The following is a 16,418-nucleotide window of genomic DNA, read 5'->3' on the forward strand; positions in this document are numbered from 1 at the left end:
GTAGTACTTCAAAGGGTACGGCCGATAATTTCTTTCATGATTTCCGAAGTGCCGCCGTAGATCCGGGCAACGCGAGCATCTACCCAGGCACGGCTGATCTTGTATTCGCTCATGAAGCCGTAACCGCCGTGCAGTTGCAGGAACTCATCAAGCAGTTTGCCCTGCATTTCCGAACCCAGCAGTTTGGCCATCGCGGCGATTTCAGGCGTCAATTCACCGCGCATCACCTTGGCCAGGCAATCGTCGACGAACACCCGCAACATGGTGGCCTGGGCCTTGGCTTCAGCCAGTTTGAAACGGGTGTTCTGGAAGTCGAGAACCGGTTTGCCGAAGACCTTGCGCTCACGGGTGTAACCGATGGTTTCTTCCAGCAACGTGTCGATCGATTGAGCGGCGCGGATCGCGATAATCAAGCGTTCCCAGGCCAGTTGATGAGTCAGGTATTTGAACCCCATGCCCTCCTCGCCCAATCGATTGCCGACAGGCACCCGGACTTCATCAAAAAACAGTTCGGCGGTGTCTTGCCCTTTCAGGCCGATCTTTTCCAACAGACGTCCCTTGGCGAAGCCGGCACGCCCCTCCTCGACGCAGATCAAGGTCAGTTCTTTGGCCGCAGGGTCAATCTTGGTGGCGGTGACTACCAGGCCAGCATTGCCGCCGTTGGTGATAAAGGTCTTCTGGCCGTTGACGATGTAGTCATCACCGTCACGCCGCGCCGAAGTGCGCATGGCTCTCAGATCGCTGCCGATTCCCGGCTCGCTCATGGCGATCACGCCAATCAATTCGCCGCTGACCATACGCGGTAGCCATTGCTGCTTCTGCTCTTCGCTGCCGTAGGCCACGATATAAGGCGTCACGATTTCCGAGTGGGTGGTGAAACCCACGGCGGTGGCATTGGCTCGCGCCAGCTCTTCGATCATCACCGCAGAGTGACCGAAGTCGCCTCCAGGACCGCCATATTCTTCGGGCACCGTGGAGCATAACAATCCGTTCTCTCCGGCCTTGAGCCAGACTTCCTTGGGAACGATGCCGTTCTTTTCCCACTCATGCAGGTAGGGCACGATTTCGCGGTCGACGAAACGGCGGGCCTGATCACGGAACATGTTGTGGTCTTCTCGAAATACGCCACGCATCTTGCTTACTCCAGATCGATTCTTGTTGTGGGCAATGGGTGATCAGCGGTCCTGATAATCGGGATCGCGCTTGTCGACAAAAGCCGCCACCGCCTCTTGATGGTCTTCGGTGTGATGCGCCAGCGCCTGATACGCCGCAGACAATTCCAGCAGCGAATCGAGTCGCATATGTTGGCCTTCGCGTAGCAGGCGCTTGCACAGGCGCAACGCATGACCCGGGTTGCTGGCGATCCTCCGTGCCAGTGCTTGCGCTTGCGACTGGAGCGTTTCGTGGGTGCAGACTTGCTCTACCAGGCCCCATTCCAGCGCTTTTGCAGCATCGATAGCGTCACCGGTAAACGCCATAAGACTGGCTTTCGGAATGCCGATGATGCGCGGCAACAGCCAGGCGCCGCCGTCACCCGGAACAATGCCCAGGCGCACAAAACTCTCGGCGAAGATCGCCTTGGGCGCCGCCAGACGGATGTCGCACATGCAGGCCAGATCGAGGCCGGCGCCAATCGCCGGGCCGTTCACCGCAGCGATCACCGGAATATCCAGCTCGTAAATCGCCAAGGGAATACGCTGAATGCCATCGCGGTAGGTATTGCGCAGTTCATAGGGCGAGCCGGCGAAGATGCCGCCGCGCTCGTGCATATCCTTGACGTTGCCGCCAGCACAGAACGCGCTGCCATTGCCCGTGAGCACCATCACCCGCGCCGACTTGTCGCGGCGCAGTTCGGCGCAGAGATCGACAAACTCCTGAATCTGCTCGGGCGTCGTCAGGGCATTGCGGGTATCGGGATGGTTCATGCGCACAGTGACGATACCGCCCTCGCGCTCGATCTGAAGAAACGGGCTCATGCCGGATTACTCGCAGGACAGATTAAGGGTTGTTGGCCATGGCTGGTCAGCAACGGCCAGTATCCATCGCTGCCCCCCTGACAAACCCGGACGCCCAGACGTTGACTCCAAACGCTGGCCGAACCGAATTCGCTGCGCCACGCCCACAACCTTCGTGTGAGTAAATGCAGGGGATATTCCTCGGTAAAGCCAATGGCTCCATGCACCGAATGGGCAATGCCGGCGCCAACACTGGCCGCTTCTGCCGTGCTGATTTTTGCGGCAGCAATGGTCAGCGCGGCGAGTCCGGAACGGGATTCTGCAAAGGCGGCCTCGGCGGCGATGCCGGCGGCGGCGGCCTGTTCAGCGAATACCGCCAATTGCTGTTGAATGGCCTGGAACGAACCAATGGCCTTCCCGAACTGTTTGCGTTCGCCGGCGTAGTTGGCGGTCATGTCCAATAGCGCGTGCAATGCCCCGGCAGTCTGCGCCGCGCGCAGCATCGCGCCGCCCAGTTCCAGGACATTGGCGTCGAGCCCGCTGGGCAGCGGCGCTTGCGCCAGTACCTGGGCGCTGGTGAACCCCAGGTCATCCCGTGGTTCGCCCGCGACATTCAGGCTCAGCGTGAGCTCGCTGGCGGCACTGCGCTCAAGCAACACCACATGCGGAATGCCTGTTGCGCTATTGGCGATGGCGACAAACGCTTCAACATTGCGCCCCCAAGGGACGGAATAGGCGGTGCCATAAACGCGCTCGCCATCGAGTACTATATTGGCGTTAGCTGCCATGCTCAGGGCGCCTCCCTGCCCTTCCAGACCGGCCTTGCTCAGCAGCCAGTTGGCGAGCAAGGCCTCACCCAATGGTGCGGGCACTGAAAACCGCCCGGCGGCACGGACCAGCACATACATATCGGCCCAACTGGCTTCAGCGCCTCCCAGCGCTTCGGTGACACCCGCCTGGGTAAAGCCCGACTCGTCCAGCGCAGCCCATAACTCGGCCGGCCATTCGCCGCCTTCACAACCCATCACATAAGCCGGCGTCGCCAAATCGGCAAACAGGCGTTCAATCGTCGTTTCAAATATCTCGCGCATTATCGCAACCCCAAGCCGCGGGCAATGATGCCGCGTAGAATTTCACGAGTGCCCCCGCGCAGTGAGAATGAGGGCGCCATCTGAGTCAGGTAGGCCAGCACGCGTGCATGTTCGCTGCCGCCGTCTTGCCGTGGTTCGGTTTCCAGCAACAGCTGGGCAACCTCGGGAATTTCCTGCTCAAAGGCATTGCCGAGGTCCTTCACGCAGGAAGCCGCCCAGGCTGGATGCTCACCCGCAGCCAGCTGTGCCGTGACCGACAACGACATATTGCGCAGTGTCAGCAACTTGGCCGAAAGGCGCCCGATCTCCCGCGCCTGTAGCGCATTGGGTGTCTTGCCCACTGCGTCAATCAGAGTTTTCAACAATGCCATGCAACTGAGGAAGCGCTCAGGTCCGCTGCGCTCGAAGGCCAGTTCGGCGGTTACCTGGTCCCATCCTTTGCCTTCAGTGCCGATCAAGGCGTCGGCGGGCAGCCGCACATTGTCGAAAAACACTTCGTTGAAGTGCTCGCCACCGGCCAGGTCGCGAATGGGTCGGATGGTGATGCCGGGCAGGCTCAGATCGACGATAAATTGCGACATGCCCTCATGCCGGGCCGCTTGTTTCTCACCGGTACGCACCAGGGCAATCATGTACTGCGAATGGTGGGCATTAGTGGTCCAGACCTTCTGGCCATTGACCAGCCAGCTATCGCCCTCACGTGCCGCAGTGCTTTTGATCGAAGCCAGGTCCGAGCCGGAATTGGGCTCGCTCATGCCAATGCAGAAGTAGCTTTCACCCCGGCAAATGGCCGGCAGGTAATGCTGTTTTTGTTGCTCGGTACCGAATCGATTGATCAGCGGCCCGCTTTGCCGGTCGGCGATCCAGTGGGCCGATACCGGCGCACCGGCGGCCAGCAATTCTTCAATGATCACGTAGCGTGCAAAAGGACCCGCCTCGCCACCGCCGTAGGCTTTGGGCAAGGCCATGCCGACCCAGCCTCGCGCGCCGAGTTTCTTGCTGAATTCAGCGTCGAAGCCCATCCAGGACTGCGCACTCAAGGTGGGTGGGTAATCGGCCAGTGTGTCGAGAATGAACGCCCGCACTTCGGTGCGAAGCGCTTCCGCCTCGGGAGGAATATTGCTGTAGGAAAATTGACTGATGGCCATATGCGCTCTCTAACGCTGAACACAGGCGCAATCGCTTCGAACGAAGCGACCACAGAACGGCAACCGCTCCACAGTCGCCGTTGGCCGGCGACTGTAGGAACAGCGGCAACTTACAACGCGGTTTGCGCGTCAGCCTCGGCGAACATCGCATTGATGTCGCCGGAGGTCACCGGCTTGTTGTCGTGGCGACCGTGATCGGCACCACCCAAGCCCAGGGCTGGCTCGATGCTGACGTGCGTGGCCTGAGCCCGCAGCGCGCCGACCGTGCAGTTTTCCCGACCATGGATGGAGAACGGATCAAAGGAAAACTCACGCATGGCGTTCAGGTGAGTGACCTTGTCGATCATCTCCTTGGGCAGATGCTGCAACCCTTCCCAAGCGGTCTCCGGCGAGTTCGGCCAAGTGCAGTCGGAGTGCGGGTAATCGCTTTCCCACGTAACCATCTCGGCGTTCAAGTAATCGAGGTTCTTCAGACCAAAATTATCTTCGATGAAGCAGGTGATGAAGTGCTTGTTGAAGATGTCGCTGGGCATCTTCCCGTCGAAGTTGGAATTGGTCCACGCGTTATGGTGACGGTGGGTGAAGTCAGCACGCTCCAGCAAATAAGGAATCCAGCCGATGCCGCCTTCGGAAAGCGCCATGCGCAGATCCGGGAATTTCTTCCACATCGGCGCCCAGATCCAGTCAGCGGCGGAGTTGGCGATGGAAATCGGCATGGAGGTGATCCAGGCGTCGATAGGCGACAAATCCGAAGCGTGTTGAGCTTTCACGCCGGTACCGATATGACAGCAGATCACCACCTTGTTATCGCTGCAGGCTTTCCACAGCGGGTCCCAGTAATCACTGTGGATCGACGGGTAGCCATGAATGGCCGGGTTGTCCGACAGCGAAAGCGCGTGCACGCCCTGTTTGGCCAGACGCTCGACTTCGGCAGCAGCGGCTTTCATGTCCCACCACGGCACGATCATCAACGGAATGAAGCGGCCTGGCGCAGCGTTGCACCAATCGTGCAAATGCCAGTCGTTGTAGGCCTGGATGGCAGCCATCGACACGTCACGGTCAGCGTGTACCTGGAAACGCTGCCCGGCAAAGCCCGGGAAGGTGGGGAAGCACAATGAGCCGAGCACGCCGTTGGCGTTCATGTCGTCGACGCGGTCCTTGATGTTCCAGGTGCCACGACGCATTTGATCGTAGCCCAGCGGCTCCATGCCGTACTCCTCTTTTGGTCGACCGACCACGGAGTTGAGGCCCATGTAGCCGGTGGCCTGTTCCTCGAAGACCCACACATCACGATCGCCTTTTTTGACCACATGCGGCTCACGACCCTTGAAGCGGGCGGGCATGTGACGAGCAAAAGCATTCGGCGGCTCGATCGCGTGGTCATCGACACTGACGAGAATCAGATCTTCAACTTTCATTGTTTTCCCCTTCGCATTCGGGCTTGTTGTTGTGCCTGAATCATAGTGCACATCTCGATTTAATTAAACACATTTTTTGTTTGTGTTCATATTAAATCAAATTCAAGCACACATCAGTCCCACAGCACATGCAGGTAGTGCGGGCCGCGCAGCTGCGCGCCGACGATTTGCGGGCCGGGCTTGCTCGGGTCGAGGCGGATGTTGGGCATCAGGTCGAGGATGGCATTCAACGCGCAGTTGATCTCGGTTTTGGCAACGAACTGACCGATACACATGTGTGGGCCGAAGCCGAAGCCAAACGAGGGTTTGGGTTTTCGGTCGATGTCGAATTGATCGGCATTTTCGAATGCGTCCTCATCGCGGTTGGCGGAGGTCACGATACATTGCACCATCGCCCCTTTAGGGATGGGCACACCACGAATCTCCAGGTCTTTGGCGGCCTGACGCACCTTGAAGGTCGCCACCGGCTCAAAGCGCACCGCCTCATCGATGGCCTTGTTCACCAGGCTGCGATCATTGCGCACCCGTTCCAGTACATCCGGGTTCTGCAGGAGCAAGGACATCAAGGTACCGAACGTGCGGGTCGTGGTTTCGCTGGCCGCCGGCAACAGCGAACGCACAAAGGTGGCGATCTCATGATCGTCCAGGGACCGCCCCTGATACTCGACGCCAATCAGCCGGCTGATCAAGTCATCGCCCGATGCGCCCTCGGCCCGACGCTCAGCCACCACCACTTTCACCACGTCATACAGAGCCTGCGCGGCCTCCATGGCGGCTCCACGGGCAGCAGCCGCCTTTTCTGGATCGACCTGCGGACCTGCCAGGATTGCCAAGGCCCAGGCGGCGTACTGCTCGATCTGTTCGGGGCGGTCTTCGGGGAAACCGATCAGCGAGTAGATCACCCGGATGGGGAAATACAGAGCGAAATCCATCAGATCCGCGCCTTTTGCCGGCACCATCGGCTTGAGGTACTCCTCGCGAATCACCCGGTCGATCCTGGTTTCTTTCCAGCGATTCACCGTCTCCGGCATAAACACCGGTTGCAGCAGATTACGGATGCTCTTGTGAGCATCACCGTCCATCGCAGTCAGGATCAACCCATCGAAAAACGCACCCAACCCTTCGGCGATAAAGCCACTGGTAAAGGTGCCGGCATCACGCATGACGGCCATGACATCGTCGTACTTGAACAACGTAAAGGTCGGTCGGTTGGCATCCAGGCCGGCAATCGTTGGCACGCCCAGGCGGGCCATGAAATTGTCTTGCAGTACGGGCGAATTGGCGCGCATATCGCGGTAGGTCGCGTGCAGGTCGATATCGCTGGTTCCGCGATAATTGCTGGCTACGTCGGTAAAAGCCTTCGTGAGGTCGTTCTGCGCCGATGTGGACATGATCGTCTCCGTTGTTTTTGTCATTATTTTTTCAGTCGGCCTGTTTAAGGCCATGCCTTTCGACTAATGATAGGCCTGAATAGAAAGATATTGGACACTTATTAATAATTCGATCAACTGTTTATTCTGCGAGACGTGTCAGTAGGCCTGTTGCACCAGTGTCATGCGGCCACCTGCCAACATCAGAGCGCAGTACAGCCCAAGCTCTACCACCTGAGCGGCGGAGAAAAACTCCCCGAGCCGTAAGAAATGCGTGTCGTCTATAGCCAGGTAATCGCTGGCAAACAACTCGGCATAGCGCAGCGCGGCACGCTCGGCCGGCGTGAAGTACTCGCTGTCCGTCGCCATGCACGCAATATCCTCTTCAGTGACAGAGTCGGACTTGCGCGCCAGCTGGCAGGCCTTGCAGGTGGTGATGCTGGCTATCTTCAGCCGCACCAGTTCGCGCAAACGCTCATCAAGCAGACTGTCGTTGTGCAGGCTCTCCATCAAACCCAACCAGGCCAGCGCTACCTTTGGCCGATGCGCCCAGACCTGTACCGGTGTCGTTGAGCTGAGCATGCGGCTGCGCTGGCCACGCTCGACCGCGTCCTGCAACGCAGCCGGCATGGCCTCCAGAGGAATCAGCGGTAGGCGTGCCAACTCAATCGAGCCGTTCGATGATGGTCGCCGTGCCCATGCCGCCGGCGCAGCAAATGGCTTGCAGGCCAAAACGAGCACCACGGCGCTCAAGCTCGTTTAACAAGGTGGTCATCAATCGCGCACCACTGGCGCCTAATGGATGACCGAGGGCAATAGCGCCACCGTTGACGTTCAACTTGTCGTGAGGCACACCGGTCTCCTGCATCCACGCCAGAGGCACGGAGGCAAAAGCTTCATTGACTTCGAACAAGTCGATGTCGTTGATGCTCAGCCCTGCCTTGCCCAACACCTTCTGGGTGGCAGCAATGGGGCCGGTGAGCATCAACGTCGGATCGGAACCGACGGTGGTGAAGGCCACAACGCGCGCTCGCGCCCTGAGCCCGAGCTTTTTCGCGGTTTCGGCACTCATCAACAACAATGCCGCTGCGCCATCGGAGATCTGTGACGAGTTGCCAGCCGTGATGCGACCGATGTCCGGACGAAAACTGGTTTTAAGCGTCGACAGTTTTTCCCGCGACGTATCGCGACGAATGGTTTCATCCTGGCGCAATACAGCGGCTGGCTCCGTCAGCACCTGCTCACGTAGCTCCTCGACCGCAACCGGCACTATTTCATTATCGAAATAACCGGCATCGGACGCCGAGGCGGCACGCTGGTGACTGGCGAAAGCGAAATCATCCAGGGCATCACGGCTGAGCGCCCACTTGTCGGCGATACGCTCGGCCGCCTCACCTTGACTGGTCAGTTCATAGCGCTGCGCTGCCATCCAGCCAAACGCCTCGCCGTGGATTTCGCGGTTGCTGCCCATGGGCACGCGGCTCATGTTTTCTGCGCCACCCGCCACCACAATATCAGCGGCTCCAGCAGCAATAGCGCCAACGGCCAGATGCACCGCCACTTCACCCGAGCCACATTTACGATCAATGGTCAGCCCCGGGACTGTTACTGGCCAGCCGGCACCGAGCAAGGCTGTGCGGGCAATATTGGCGGACTGTTCGCCGATTTGCGTGACACAGCCGAAGATCACATCGTCGATCAACGCCGGCGACACATCGACCCGCTCCAGCAAGCGGCTGAGCACCAGCGACCCAAGGTGATCGGCGCGCACGCCGGCAAGGCTGCCACGGAACTTGCCGATTGGCGTACGCACTGCATCAACTATGACGATGTCTTTCATAGCGCACTCGCCTTGAGTCCTGAACCCGGTACTTGTTTACCCTCTTCATAGCGGTAAACCCCCTGCCCCGACTTGCGCCCCAGTCGCCCGGCGGCGACCATTTTGATGATCAGCGGGCAGGGCCGGAATTTTTCGCCCAAGGTCTGGTGCAGATAACGCAGAACAGACAGCCGCGTATCCCAACCGGTCAGGTCACCCAGTTCCAATGGACCCATCGGATGGTTGAAGCCCAGGCGCAGCGCCGTGTCGATGTCTTCGGCAGTGGCTGTCCCCTCTTGCAGCATCCACATCGCCTCGTTACCCAAGAGCGCAGACATGCGGCTGGTGGTCAGTCCTGGCGATTCATTGACGATGATGGAGGTTTTGCCGATCTGCTCGCACAGGGTGCGAGTGCGCGCCACCACCTCATCGCTGGTGGCCAAACCCCGTACAAGCTCCACCAGTTTCATTTTGTGCACAGGATTGAAGAAGTGCATGCCGATCACGCGATCTGCACACTCCACCGACGCAGCAATCTCGGTCACGCTGAGAGCCGAAGTATTGGTGGCGATAATCGCGTCCGGTGCCAGCAGTGGCGCCGCTTGAGCGAGCACCGCTTTCTTCACCGCCAACTGCTCGGAGACCGTCTCCACCAGCCAGTTCGCACCAATCGCGGCTTCGCTCAGGTCGCTACAGGTCAGCAGATTGGCCAGTGACTGTTGTGCTTTTTCGTCACTGACTTTGCCCAGGCGCACACCATCGGCAAGGATCTTTTCGATGCTCGCCCTGGCATTTGTCAATGAGGCGGCATTGGTATCGACCAGCAACGTGTTGAACCCGGAGCTGGCGAACGCATGTGCAATACCGGTACCCATCAAGCCAGCACCGACGACGACTACTTTTTCTTTATTGGCGTTCATGTTTGGCTCTCGATTAGGCGCGGTTCTTTTTACTGACCACATTGCGCAACGTGCCAATGCCCTCGACGCTGGCTTCGACGACATCGCCTTCCTTGAGGAACAGACCGGTGCCCATCCCCACTCCCGCTGGCGAACCGGTGAATAGCACGTCACCACCGGCAAAACTCGAACGCTGTTGCACGAAGCGGATCAGTTGACCAACATCCCAGGTCATTTCCCCCGTCGAGCCGTCCTGACGTACTTCGCCGTTCACTTTCAAGGTCAGGCGTAGCCGCGGCGAACCTTCCGGGAACTCGTCCTTAGTGACGATCCAGGGCCCAAGACCGGTGGTCTGGTCCTGGCTTTTCGCCGCGAACAGGTCCATGCCTATACCCGCCGGCCCGCTGCGTTGCAGATCTCGTGCACTGACGTCGTTACCGACGGTATAACCGAGCACGCAAGCCAACGGGTTTTCCAGATCGATCTCGTCAGTGCCAATGACCGCCACCAGCTCAACTTCGTGATCGAGTTCCTCAGTCAACGGTGGAAAGCGGATAGGGTCATTGGCGCCAATCAGCGCGCCATAGGCCTTGAGAAATGCTACTGGTTGGGACGGCGCACTCAATCCGAACTCCACCAAATGCTTGGCGTAATTGGCGCCTGCCACGACCACCCGGTTGACAGGTTCAATCGGTGGCAACAGGCGTACTTTGGAGAGTGGCAGTGCTGGCCCGGCGAAACGTACCGAACTGATACCGCGTCCGGCGGCCACCGCGGGCGCCCAGTCTTTGAACTCACCGCAAATGGGTGTCACTTGATCTTGAGCGACATCAACCACCGCCCAAAAAACGCCCGAATCAAAATACTCACAACGCGCCAGTTTCATCAGGCACCTACCTTGCCCAACTTGGCAGGATCCAGGTGCAGCAAGCGGCAGGCGTTTTCATAGCGAATCTTGCGCAGGTCTGCGTCGGACAACTTCAGGCCATGGGTCAGGTCGTGACGCACAGCATCGCTGCCCCCGAAGTTACTGCCGTACAGCACATGGTCCGCGCCAATGATGTCGACCAGGGCCTGGCGCATCGGCACTTCATGCAGCTCCACGTCGAAGTAGAAGTTTTTCATGTACTCGAGCAGCGGTTTTTTGTTGTATTTGACGTCGAGATTTTCGTTGGTCTTGGCCAGACGACCGAGTTGGTACGGGACATAACCGCCACCATGGGTGATGTACACCTTCAGGTCAGGGAAGCGATCCAGCACACCGCCGCAAATCAGGTTCCAGAAACAACGGCTTTCGTCGTACTGCATGCCCACGATTGCAGTGGTTTCGTAACGGTCGTCGTTAGCGTTCTTACCCCAGGTAACCGACTGGTTGTAGCCGTGAATAAACATCGGCAGATCCAGGTCGCAGAGGGTTCTCCACACCACATCGAGTTCCGGCGAATCGAATTCCAGGCCGCCGAAGTTGGCGCCGCCAGCGACCAGACCTTTAGCGCCCAGTACAGTGCAGGCGTAGCGCAATTCAGCCGCCGCCGCTTCTGGCGCATTCAAAGGCACGTGAGCCCAGAACATCAAGCGATCAGGGGCCGCGGAGCAGTATTGCGCCAGTGTCTCGTTGACGGTGCGGGCGAACGGCACGGCGAATTCGGCTTCGGTCCAGTACATGTAGCAATGGGATGGGACGGAAACCACCTGCAGATTCTGTCCTGCGGCATCCATACCGGCCAAGCGCACTTTCGGGTCAGCCCAGCGAGCAAAATATTCCTCAAGCTTGGGACCATTGCCGGAGCGCACGGCAGCCTTACGCTCTGGCGACCCAAGCCCAAGAATCCAATCACCTACACGCAGCTTGATATCGCCGTCGGCGTGCTGCTCAAAGAACGGCCCCCAGTGAGGGTGCTGGTTGTAATAGCCAGGGTGCGGTGCGTGGGCGTGGAGATCGATCAGCATGTCTAGGTACCTCGAAGTTGGCACTTTTTTGTTGGTTATTGGCGCGGTGCCTTCACGTGGCCGGGATCAAATTGCCGCGAAAAGGGGAAGCCGAGGGCTCACTGCTAAGACCAGAGCTTAAATTTAAATTGAGCAGAAATCAAAATACTGTTCAATTTATTTTATGAGCGCGCGAAGAAGCCTGACGCAGAGCCCTCGGCCTGAGTCTTAAAACGCTTTGAGGGGTTGGAAAGCACGAGTCAAGCTCGAAAAAGTGAGGAATGCAGCGGTGAGAAAACTAGCGCCCGGAAACGCGAAGCCCCCGATATACGGGGGCTTTTGTCAGAACGATGGGTGATTCTTGAAGGTCAGCGGCGGGTGCGCGAGGTGGAACCCATGATCAGCGCGCCTAGCAGTTTTTTCACGCGCACCGGGAATAAGCGTCGCCCCGCTGCTTCCGGCACCAGGATTTCGCTCAACACATAACGAATGATCATTTCGCAGATCAGTTCACGGTCAAGACGTACCCCGAGGCGCTCGTCCCAATCGTCGAAAACAATGCCCAGGCCATCCTGAAAGCGCACGATCGAATCGTGGAAAATCCGCCGGAAGAAGCCCAGTGCATAGTCAGGGGCGACCACCAGAAGGCGCCGAGCCCGACTTTGCTCAAGGTAGTTGTCGAGATAGGCAAACAGCGCATTCAGGCGCGCTTCCGGATCACTGATATGACCCAGTTCCTGCGACAGCGAGCTGTGAAAACTTTCGCGTTTATGCCGTGAAAAAGTGTCCAGCAAGTCTTCTTGTGAGGCGAAATAGCGATAAAAGGTACCACGCGAAACACCCGCCACCTGGCACACATCCAGAATCGAAATACGATCCGCGCCAGACATCAGCACGACTTCTTCAGTGGCTTTGAGGATGTTGGCGATGGTTTCTTCAGAACGGCGATTCGGCTTGACCTTGGCCCCTGCCCCTCCATTGGCGGCGGGACGTCGCTCGACCGGTTTAACCGGACTCGCCCCTGCATCAGGCACCGCTTTTTTTTTCGTTCTGGAGGCCGGCGTAGGCGCTTCTGCTTTCTGGGATGCGGCTTTTGGCATGGATTGACGGGCTCAAGGAGAGTAAAGATAGCGCAACGTTAACACAGGATCTGTGCATAAATAACACGACATGTTCAACTTATTGCTAAAGACATTTTCACATTTTGTATTTAGAATCCAATTCTCTCTTCAAAATAAAATCAGGCAGCCCAACCAGCGATGGGCGCCTAAAAGGAGAAAACTGATGGGCAGCAGTGGAAATCCAAAGACGTGGGCAGTGGGAGAACGAGACACTGTCATCGATGCTTTAGATCGTGCGGTAGCAAGGCATCCAGACAAAATATTGCTGGATTTCAGTGGAGAGTTATACACATATTCTCAGGTTGACTCACTCTCGACCAAAATGGCTAATGCATTGACCTCGCTAGGTGTTAAAGCCGGTGAAACCGTGCTGACAATGCTTGATAACAACATCGATGCCGTCACCACCTGGCTGGCCATCAACAAGCTCTGCGCCGTGAGCGTGCCGATCAACACCGCCCTCAAGGGTGAGTTTCTCCGCCATCAGATCGCCGATACCGGCACCTCGGTGGTGATCTGCGAAGCAGCCTACCTGCCGCGCATCACGCCGCTCGCCGAACAACTGCAAGACGTACACCACATTCTTCACCGCGGCGCGCTCGAGGCAGTACCTGATTGCCCGATTCGCATTGCGTCACTGGATGAATGGCGCGGCCATGACACGACTCCGCTGGCCAATAAACCGAAGCCTTCAGACCTTGCTTGTCTGATTTACACCTCAGGCACCACGGGCCCTTCCAAGGGCTGCATGATCAGCTACAACTTCATGTGCAATCTGGCGCGCCTGCAATTGCGTGCCGGTCCAGCCAGTGCCGATGACGTGACCATCACGCCGCTGCCGCTGTTCCACATGAATGCACTGTGCGTATCGATCATCGCCAGCATTTTGGTGGGCGCGCGCGCCGCCATTCTCCCGCGTTTCTCGGTCTCGAATTTCTGGCCCGAAGTGGAGCGCTCGGGCGCGACCATCGCCTCGATCCTGGGCGGCATGGGCGGCCTTCTCGCCCAGGCGCCAGATAACGAAGCGATGCTGCGCTGCGTCGGGCAGATCCATACCGCGCGTGGCAACCCCTACACCGAAGAAACCAAAAAAATCTGGCGCGAGCGTTTCGGTACCAAACTGGTAGGCGGCAATGGCTATGGCCTGACCGAAGCCTGCGTCATCACCTCGCTGGCTGCCGGGGAATACGCCGCGCCCGGCTCGTCGGGAAAACGTATTGCGGATTTTGACGTGAGAATCGTCGACGACCTCGATCAGGAAGTACTGCCCAACTGCGCGGGCGAAATCGTGGTACGCCCGCTACGTCCGGACATCATGTTCCAGGGCTACTGGCGTCGTCCGGAGGACACCCAGAAATTGATGCGCAATATGTGGTTCCACACCGGCGACGTTGGCAAGTTCGATGATGATGGCTTCTTCTACTTTGTCGACCGCAAGAAGGACTACATGCGCCGCCGGGGTGAAAACATTTCCAGCTTTGAAATGGAAGCAGCGTTTGCTGTTCACCCGGCACTAGCCGAAGTGGCGGTACACGCTGTCCCGTCAGATAGAGGCGAGGATGATGTGAAGGTTACTGCCGTGTTGCATGAAGGCGTGACCCTTGAACCGGAGCAACTGTTCCATTGGGCCACAGATTCGGTGCCCTACTACGCCCTGCCGCGCTACATCGAGTTTCGCAGCAGCTTGCCGAAAAATCCGCAGGGTCGAGTGCTGAAGTATCTGCTGCGCGATGAAGGTAAAACTCAAACCACCTGGGATCTGGAAACGACATCGATCGTGGTGTCCAAGAAGTAACCGCCTCTTACCTGGCACGCGTCAACACAGAAAGCCCGCTTAGAAGCGGGCTTTCGCGTTTCTTGGGTCTGGTGCCGCTTTTCGTAGGAGCGGGCTTGCTCGCGATGGTCGCTAACAATAACGCATACATTCTGGTGAGATGCGGCGTCCTTGAGTTCATCGCGAGCAAGCTCTGCTCCTACATTAACGGGTGGGGCAATCAGTATTCCCGCACGGGAATGCCTTTGGGGCGGGAGTTGTAACCAGGCAGATGCAGACCACCGTCGACGTGAATGGTCTCGCCGGTGATAAAGCGCGACATCTCCGAAGCGAGGAATACCACCACCGGACCAATGTCGGCTTCAGGCTCGCCACAGCGGCCCAACGGACGCATGGAAGCGGACATTTCGGCAAAGCCTGGGTTTTCTGCGGCGAGTTTGTGGAAGGTGGCGCCCATCGCGGTAGGGGCAATGGCATTGGTGCGGATGTTGAAGCGCCCCCATTCAGAGGCCGCGCTGCGGGTCAGCCCGACGATCGCTGACTTCGCCGTGTTGTAGTCGCCATGCAGCCAGGCGCCGATCTCGATATCGATGGAGTAGAAGTTGATGATCTTGCCGCCGCCCCGCGCTTTCATATGGGGCAGCGCGGCTTTCATTGCCCACCAGGCAGCCCACACCGTAGAGCCGAGGGTTTGCTCCAGCATTGCATCGGTTTTGTCTTCCAGAAGGACATTGGGGGTGGGTGCGAAGGCGTTGTTGACCAGGATGTCCAGGCCACCAAATTGATCAACGGCCAATTGCACGGCGGCTTCGATATCGGCCTTGCTGCACACGTCGGTCTTGATGAACACCGCTTTGGCGCCAAGCGCTTTCAGTTCGGCGACTACGGCCTCTCCACTGGTGACATCCAGTTCGGCGACCACCACAGCAGCGCCCTCTTTGGCAAAGTTCAGCGCAATGCCGCGGCCAATTCCGCCACCTGCACCGGTAATCAGCGCAACCTGTTCGTTTAGCAGTGCCATAGTCACTCCAATTCTTGTTTTTTAGTGAACATTTTTGGTTATAGTGTTCAAATATAACTGATTTCTTCAGGCTGAACAGTACTGGAACAAGGATATTGAGGATGACTGTATTTCGTCGCCGCGTGGACATCATTGCTCATCATGCCAATGGCACGGGTGAAGTCCGCGCCGCTCTGGAAGACGACTTCCACCACTTCCGTGTATGGGTCCGCCACCATGAAGGTGAAGTCACCGCCATTGGCGGTGAAGCACTGCGTTACCCCTATTCCTTGTGCCCGCAGGCTTGCGGTCGATTACAGCAGTTGCTGGGCATGAAACTGGATCGGATAGCCCACTCCGTCACCCGGCAGGCCGACGCCAGTCATCAATGCACCCACCTGTTCGACTTGGCGGGTCTGGCCATTGCAGCTGCCGCACGCGGTACCCACCAACGTCGCTATGAAATCAGTATCGGCCAGCGCATCGACAACCGCGCCCGCGCCATCTTGATACGCGATGGCAATGAAGACCTGACCTGGGACGTGAACGGCACAATGATCGAAGGACCCGCGCCCTATTCCGGCATCAACCTTCGCGAAGGCATGGCACGCTGGGCACTCAACGCCCTCAGTGAGGAAACCGCCGAAGCGGCTCTGCTACTTCGCCGCTGCACGCTGATTTCGATGGGACGCGCCTACAACCTCGACGAGCAGGTTCACGCCTCGAGCACCGCCCGGTGTTACAGCCAACAACCCGAGCGCGCCGAACAGGCACTGCGCATGAAGGGCTCGACCCTGGACTTCAGCCATCAACAGCTAGAGTTGTGTGCCCAGGACCAGGCGTGGCTTAGGCAGAGACTTTAGCCATACCGCTTTTGCGTCAACAGCAGTGCGA

15 protein-coding genes are annotated in these 16,418 nt (G+C 58.3%); 2 read left to right on the plus strand and 13 right to left on the minus strand.

Features of this window, described 5'->3' with window-relative positions; all coding sequences use genetic code 11:
• Nucleotides 1-8: 8 nt before the first annotated feature.
• The 12 genes from NHU87_RS08795 to NHU87_RS08850 all read right to left on the minus strand — a co-directional run bounded on the left by NHU87_RS08795 (nt 9) and on the right by NHU87_RS08850 (nt 12,729).
• Nucleotides 9-1,133, minus strand: coding sequence for an acyl-CoA dehydrogenase family protein (locus tag NHU87_RS08795; RefSeq protein ID WP_253547493.1), 1,125 nt, complete (start codon nt 1,131-1,133; stop codon nt 9-11).
• Between the two features lie 42 nt (nt 1,134-1,175).
• The gene (locus NHU87_RS08800; RefSeq protein WP_253547495.1) at nt 1,176-1,976 is read right to left on the minus strand and encodes a crotonase/enoyl-CoA hydratase family protein; all 801 of its coding nucleotides are present in this window, start codon (nt 1,974-1,976) and stop codon (nt 1,176-1,178) included.
• Nucleotides 1,973-3,046 carry an acyl-CoA dehydrogenase family protein gene (locus NHU87_RS08805; RefSeq protein ID WP_253547497.1) on the minus strand — a complete coding sequence of 358 codons (1,074 nt, stop codon included), beginning with the start codon at nt 3,044-3,046 and terminating at the stop codon, nt 1,973-1,975. The genes NHU87_RS08800 and NHU87_RS08805 overlap by 4 nt, the downstream gene beginning before the upstream one ends.
• Entirely contained in the window at nt 3,046-4,194 is a 1,149-nt protein-coding gene (locus NHU87_RS08810; protein ID WP_253547498.1) for an acyl-CoA dehydrogenase family protein, read from the minus strand. The genes NHU87_RS08805 and NHU87_RS08810 overlap by 1 nt, the downstream gene beginning before the upstream one ends.
• 110 nt (nt 4,195-4,304) lie before the next feature.
• On the minus strand, nt 4,305-5,612 hold the full coding sequence (locus NHU87_RS08815) for an amidohydrolase family protein (RefSeq protein WP_253547500.1): 1,308 nt from the start codon (nt 5,610-5,612) through the stop codon (nt 4,305-4,307).
• A gap of 113 nt (nt 5,613-5,725) precedes the next feature.
• Nucleotides 5,726-7,003 carry a cytochrome P450 gene (locus NHU87_RS08820; protein WP_253547502.1) on the minus strand — a complete coding sequence of 426 codons (1,278 nt, stop codon included), beginning with the start codon at nt 7,001-7,003 and terminating at the stop codon, nt 5,726-5,728.
• Between the two features lie 138 nt (nt 7,004-7,141).
• Nucleotides 7,142-7,645 carry a carboxymuconolactone decarboxylase family protein gene (locus tag NHU87_RS08825; protein WP_367399021.1) on the minus strand — a complete coding sequence of 168 codons (504 nt, stop codon included), beginning with the start codon at nt 7,643-7,645 and terminating at the stop codon, nt 7,142-7,144.
• A gap of 1 nt (nt 7,646) precedes the next feature.
• Nucleotides 7,647-8,822: a thiolase family protein gene (locus NHU87_RS08830; protein WP_253547506.1), complete on the minus strand. Its 1,176-nt coding sequence runs from the start codon at nt 8,820-8,822 to the stop codon at nt 7,647-7,649.
• The gene (locus NHU87_RS08835; RefSeq protein ID WP_253547508.1) at nt 8,819-9,721 is read right to left on the minus strand and encodes a 3-hydroxyacyl-CoA dehydrogenase; all 903 of its coding nucleotides are present in this window, start codon (nt 9,719-9,721) and stop codon (nt 8,819-8,821) included. The genes NHU87_RS08830 and NHU87_RS08835 overlap by 4 nt, the downstream gene beginning before the upstream one ends.
• Nucleotides 9,722-9,734: 13 nt before the next feature.
• Nucleotides 9,735-10,586 carry a fumarylacetoacetate hydrolase family protein gene (locus tag NHU87_RS08840; RefSeq protein ID WP_253547510.1) on the minus strand — a complete coding sequence of 284 codons (852 nt, stop codon included), beginning with the start codon at nt 10,584-10,586 and terminating at the stop codon, nt 9,735-9,737.
• The gene (locus NHU87_RS08845) at nt 10,586-11,650 is read right to left on the minus strand and encodes an amidohydrolase family protein (RefSeq protein WP_253547513.1); all 1,065 of its coding nucleotides are present in this window, start codon (nt 11,648-11,650) and stop codon (nt 10,586-10,588) included. The genes NHU87_RS08840 and NHU87_RS08845 overlap by 1 nt, the downstream gene beginning before the upstream one ends.
• A 347-nt stretch (nt 11,651-11,997) precedes the next feature.
• Nucleotides 11,998-12,729, minus strand: coding sequence for a TetR/AcrR family transcriptional regulator (locus NHU87_RS08850; RefSeq protein ID WP_253547515.1), 732 nt, complete (start codon nt 12,727-12,729; stop codon nt 11,998-12,000).
• A gap of 184 nt (nt 12,730-12,913) precedes the next feature.
• On the opposite strand from NHU87_RS08850, the gene NHU87_RS08855 reads away from it, so the two are divergent.
• Entirely contained in the window at nt 12,914-14,545 is a 1,632-nt protein-coding gene (locus NHU87_RS08855) for an ATP-dependent acyl-CoA ligase (protein ID WP_253547517.1), read from the plus strand.
• Nucleotides 14,546-14,744: 199 nt separating this feature from the next.
• On the opposite strand, the gene NHU87_RS08860 is transcribed toward NHU87_RS08855, so the two are convergent.
• Nucleotides 14,745-15,545, minus strand: coding sequence for an SDR family NAD(P)-dependent oxidoreductase (locus tag NHU87_RS08860; RefSeq protein ID WP_253547519.1), 801 nt, complete (start codon nt 15,543-15,545; stop codon nt 14,745-14,747).
• Between the two features lie 101 nt (nt 15,546-15,646).
• On the opposite strand from NHU87_RS08860, the gene NHU87_RS08865 reads away from it, so the two are divergent.
• Nucleotides 15,647-16,387, plus strand: coding sequence for a DUF2889 domain-containing protein (locus NHU87_RS08865; RefSeq protein WP_253547521.1), 741 nt, complete (start codon nt 15,647-15,649; stop codon nt 16,385-16,387).
• Nucleotides 16,388-16,418: the final 31 nt, after the last annotated feature.

This window comes from Pseudomonas mandelii (assembly GCF_024138395.1).
In the GTDB taxonomy this organism is placed as follows: Bacteria; Pseudomonadota; Gammaproteobacteria; order Pseudomonadales; family Pseudomonadaceae; genus Aquipseudomonas; species Aquipseudomonas mandelii_E.

Bases quoted from the DNA above. Each gene is read 5' to 3' on its own strand.
- NHU87_RS08795 (WP_253547493.1), bottom strand. From the start codon at position 1,133: ATGCGTGGCGTATTTCGAGAAGACCACAACATGTTCCGTGATCAGGCC.
- NHU87_RS08800 (WP_253547495.1), bottom strand. From the start codon at position 1,976: ATGAGCCCGTTTCTTCAGATCGAGCGCGAGGGCGGTATCGTCACTGTG.
- NHU87_RS08805 (WP_253547497.1), bottom strand. From the start codon at position 3,046: ATGCGCGAGATATTTGAAACGACGATTGAACGCCTGTTTGCCGATTTG.
- NHU87_RS08810 (WP_253547498.1), bottom strand. From the start codon at position 4,194: ATGGCCATCAGTCAATTTTCCTACAGCAATATTCCTCCCGAGGCGGAA.
- NHU87_RS08815 (WP_253547500.1), bottom strand. From the start codon at position 5,612: ATGAAAGTTGAAGATCTGATTCTCGTCAGTGTCGATGACCACGCGATC.
- NHU87_RS08820 (WP_253547502.1), bottom strand. From the start codon at position 7,003: ATGTCCACATCGGCGCAGAACGACCTCACGAAGGCTTTTACCGACGTA.
- NHU87_RS08830 (WP_253547506.1), bottom strand. From the start codon at position 8,822: ATGAAAGACATCGTCATAGTTGATGCAGTGCGTACGCCAATCGGCAAG.
- NHU87_RS08835 (WP_253547508.1), bottom strand. From the start codon at position 9,721: ATGAACGCCAATAAAGAAAAAGTAGTCGTCGTCGGTGCTGGCTTGATG.
- NHU87_RS08840 (WP_253547510.1), bottom strand. From the start codon at position 10,586: ATGAAACTGGCGCGTTGTGAGTATTTTGATTCGGGCGTTTTTTGGGCG.
- NHU87_RS08845 (WP_253547513.1), bottom strand. From the start codon at position 11,650: ATGCTGATCGATCTCCACGCCCACGCACCGCACCCTGGCTATTACAAC.
- NHU87_RS08850 (WP_253547515.1), bottom strand. From the start codon at position 12,729: ATGCCAAAAGCCGCATCCCAGAAAGCAGAAGCGCCTACGCCGGCCTCC.
- NHU87_RS08855 (WP_253547517.1), top strand. From the start codon at position 12,914: ATGGGCAGCAGTGGAAATCCAAAGACGTGGGCAGTGGGAGAACGAGAC.
- NHU87_RS08860 (WP_253547519.1), bottom strand. From the start codon at position 15,545: ATGGCACTGCTAAACGAACAGGTTGCGCTGATTACCGGTGCAGGTGGC.
- NHU87_RS08865 (WP_253547521.1), top strand. From the start codon at position 15,647: ATGACTGTATTTCGTCGCCGCGTGGACATCATTGCTCATCATGCCAAT.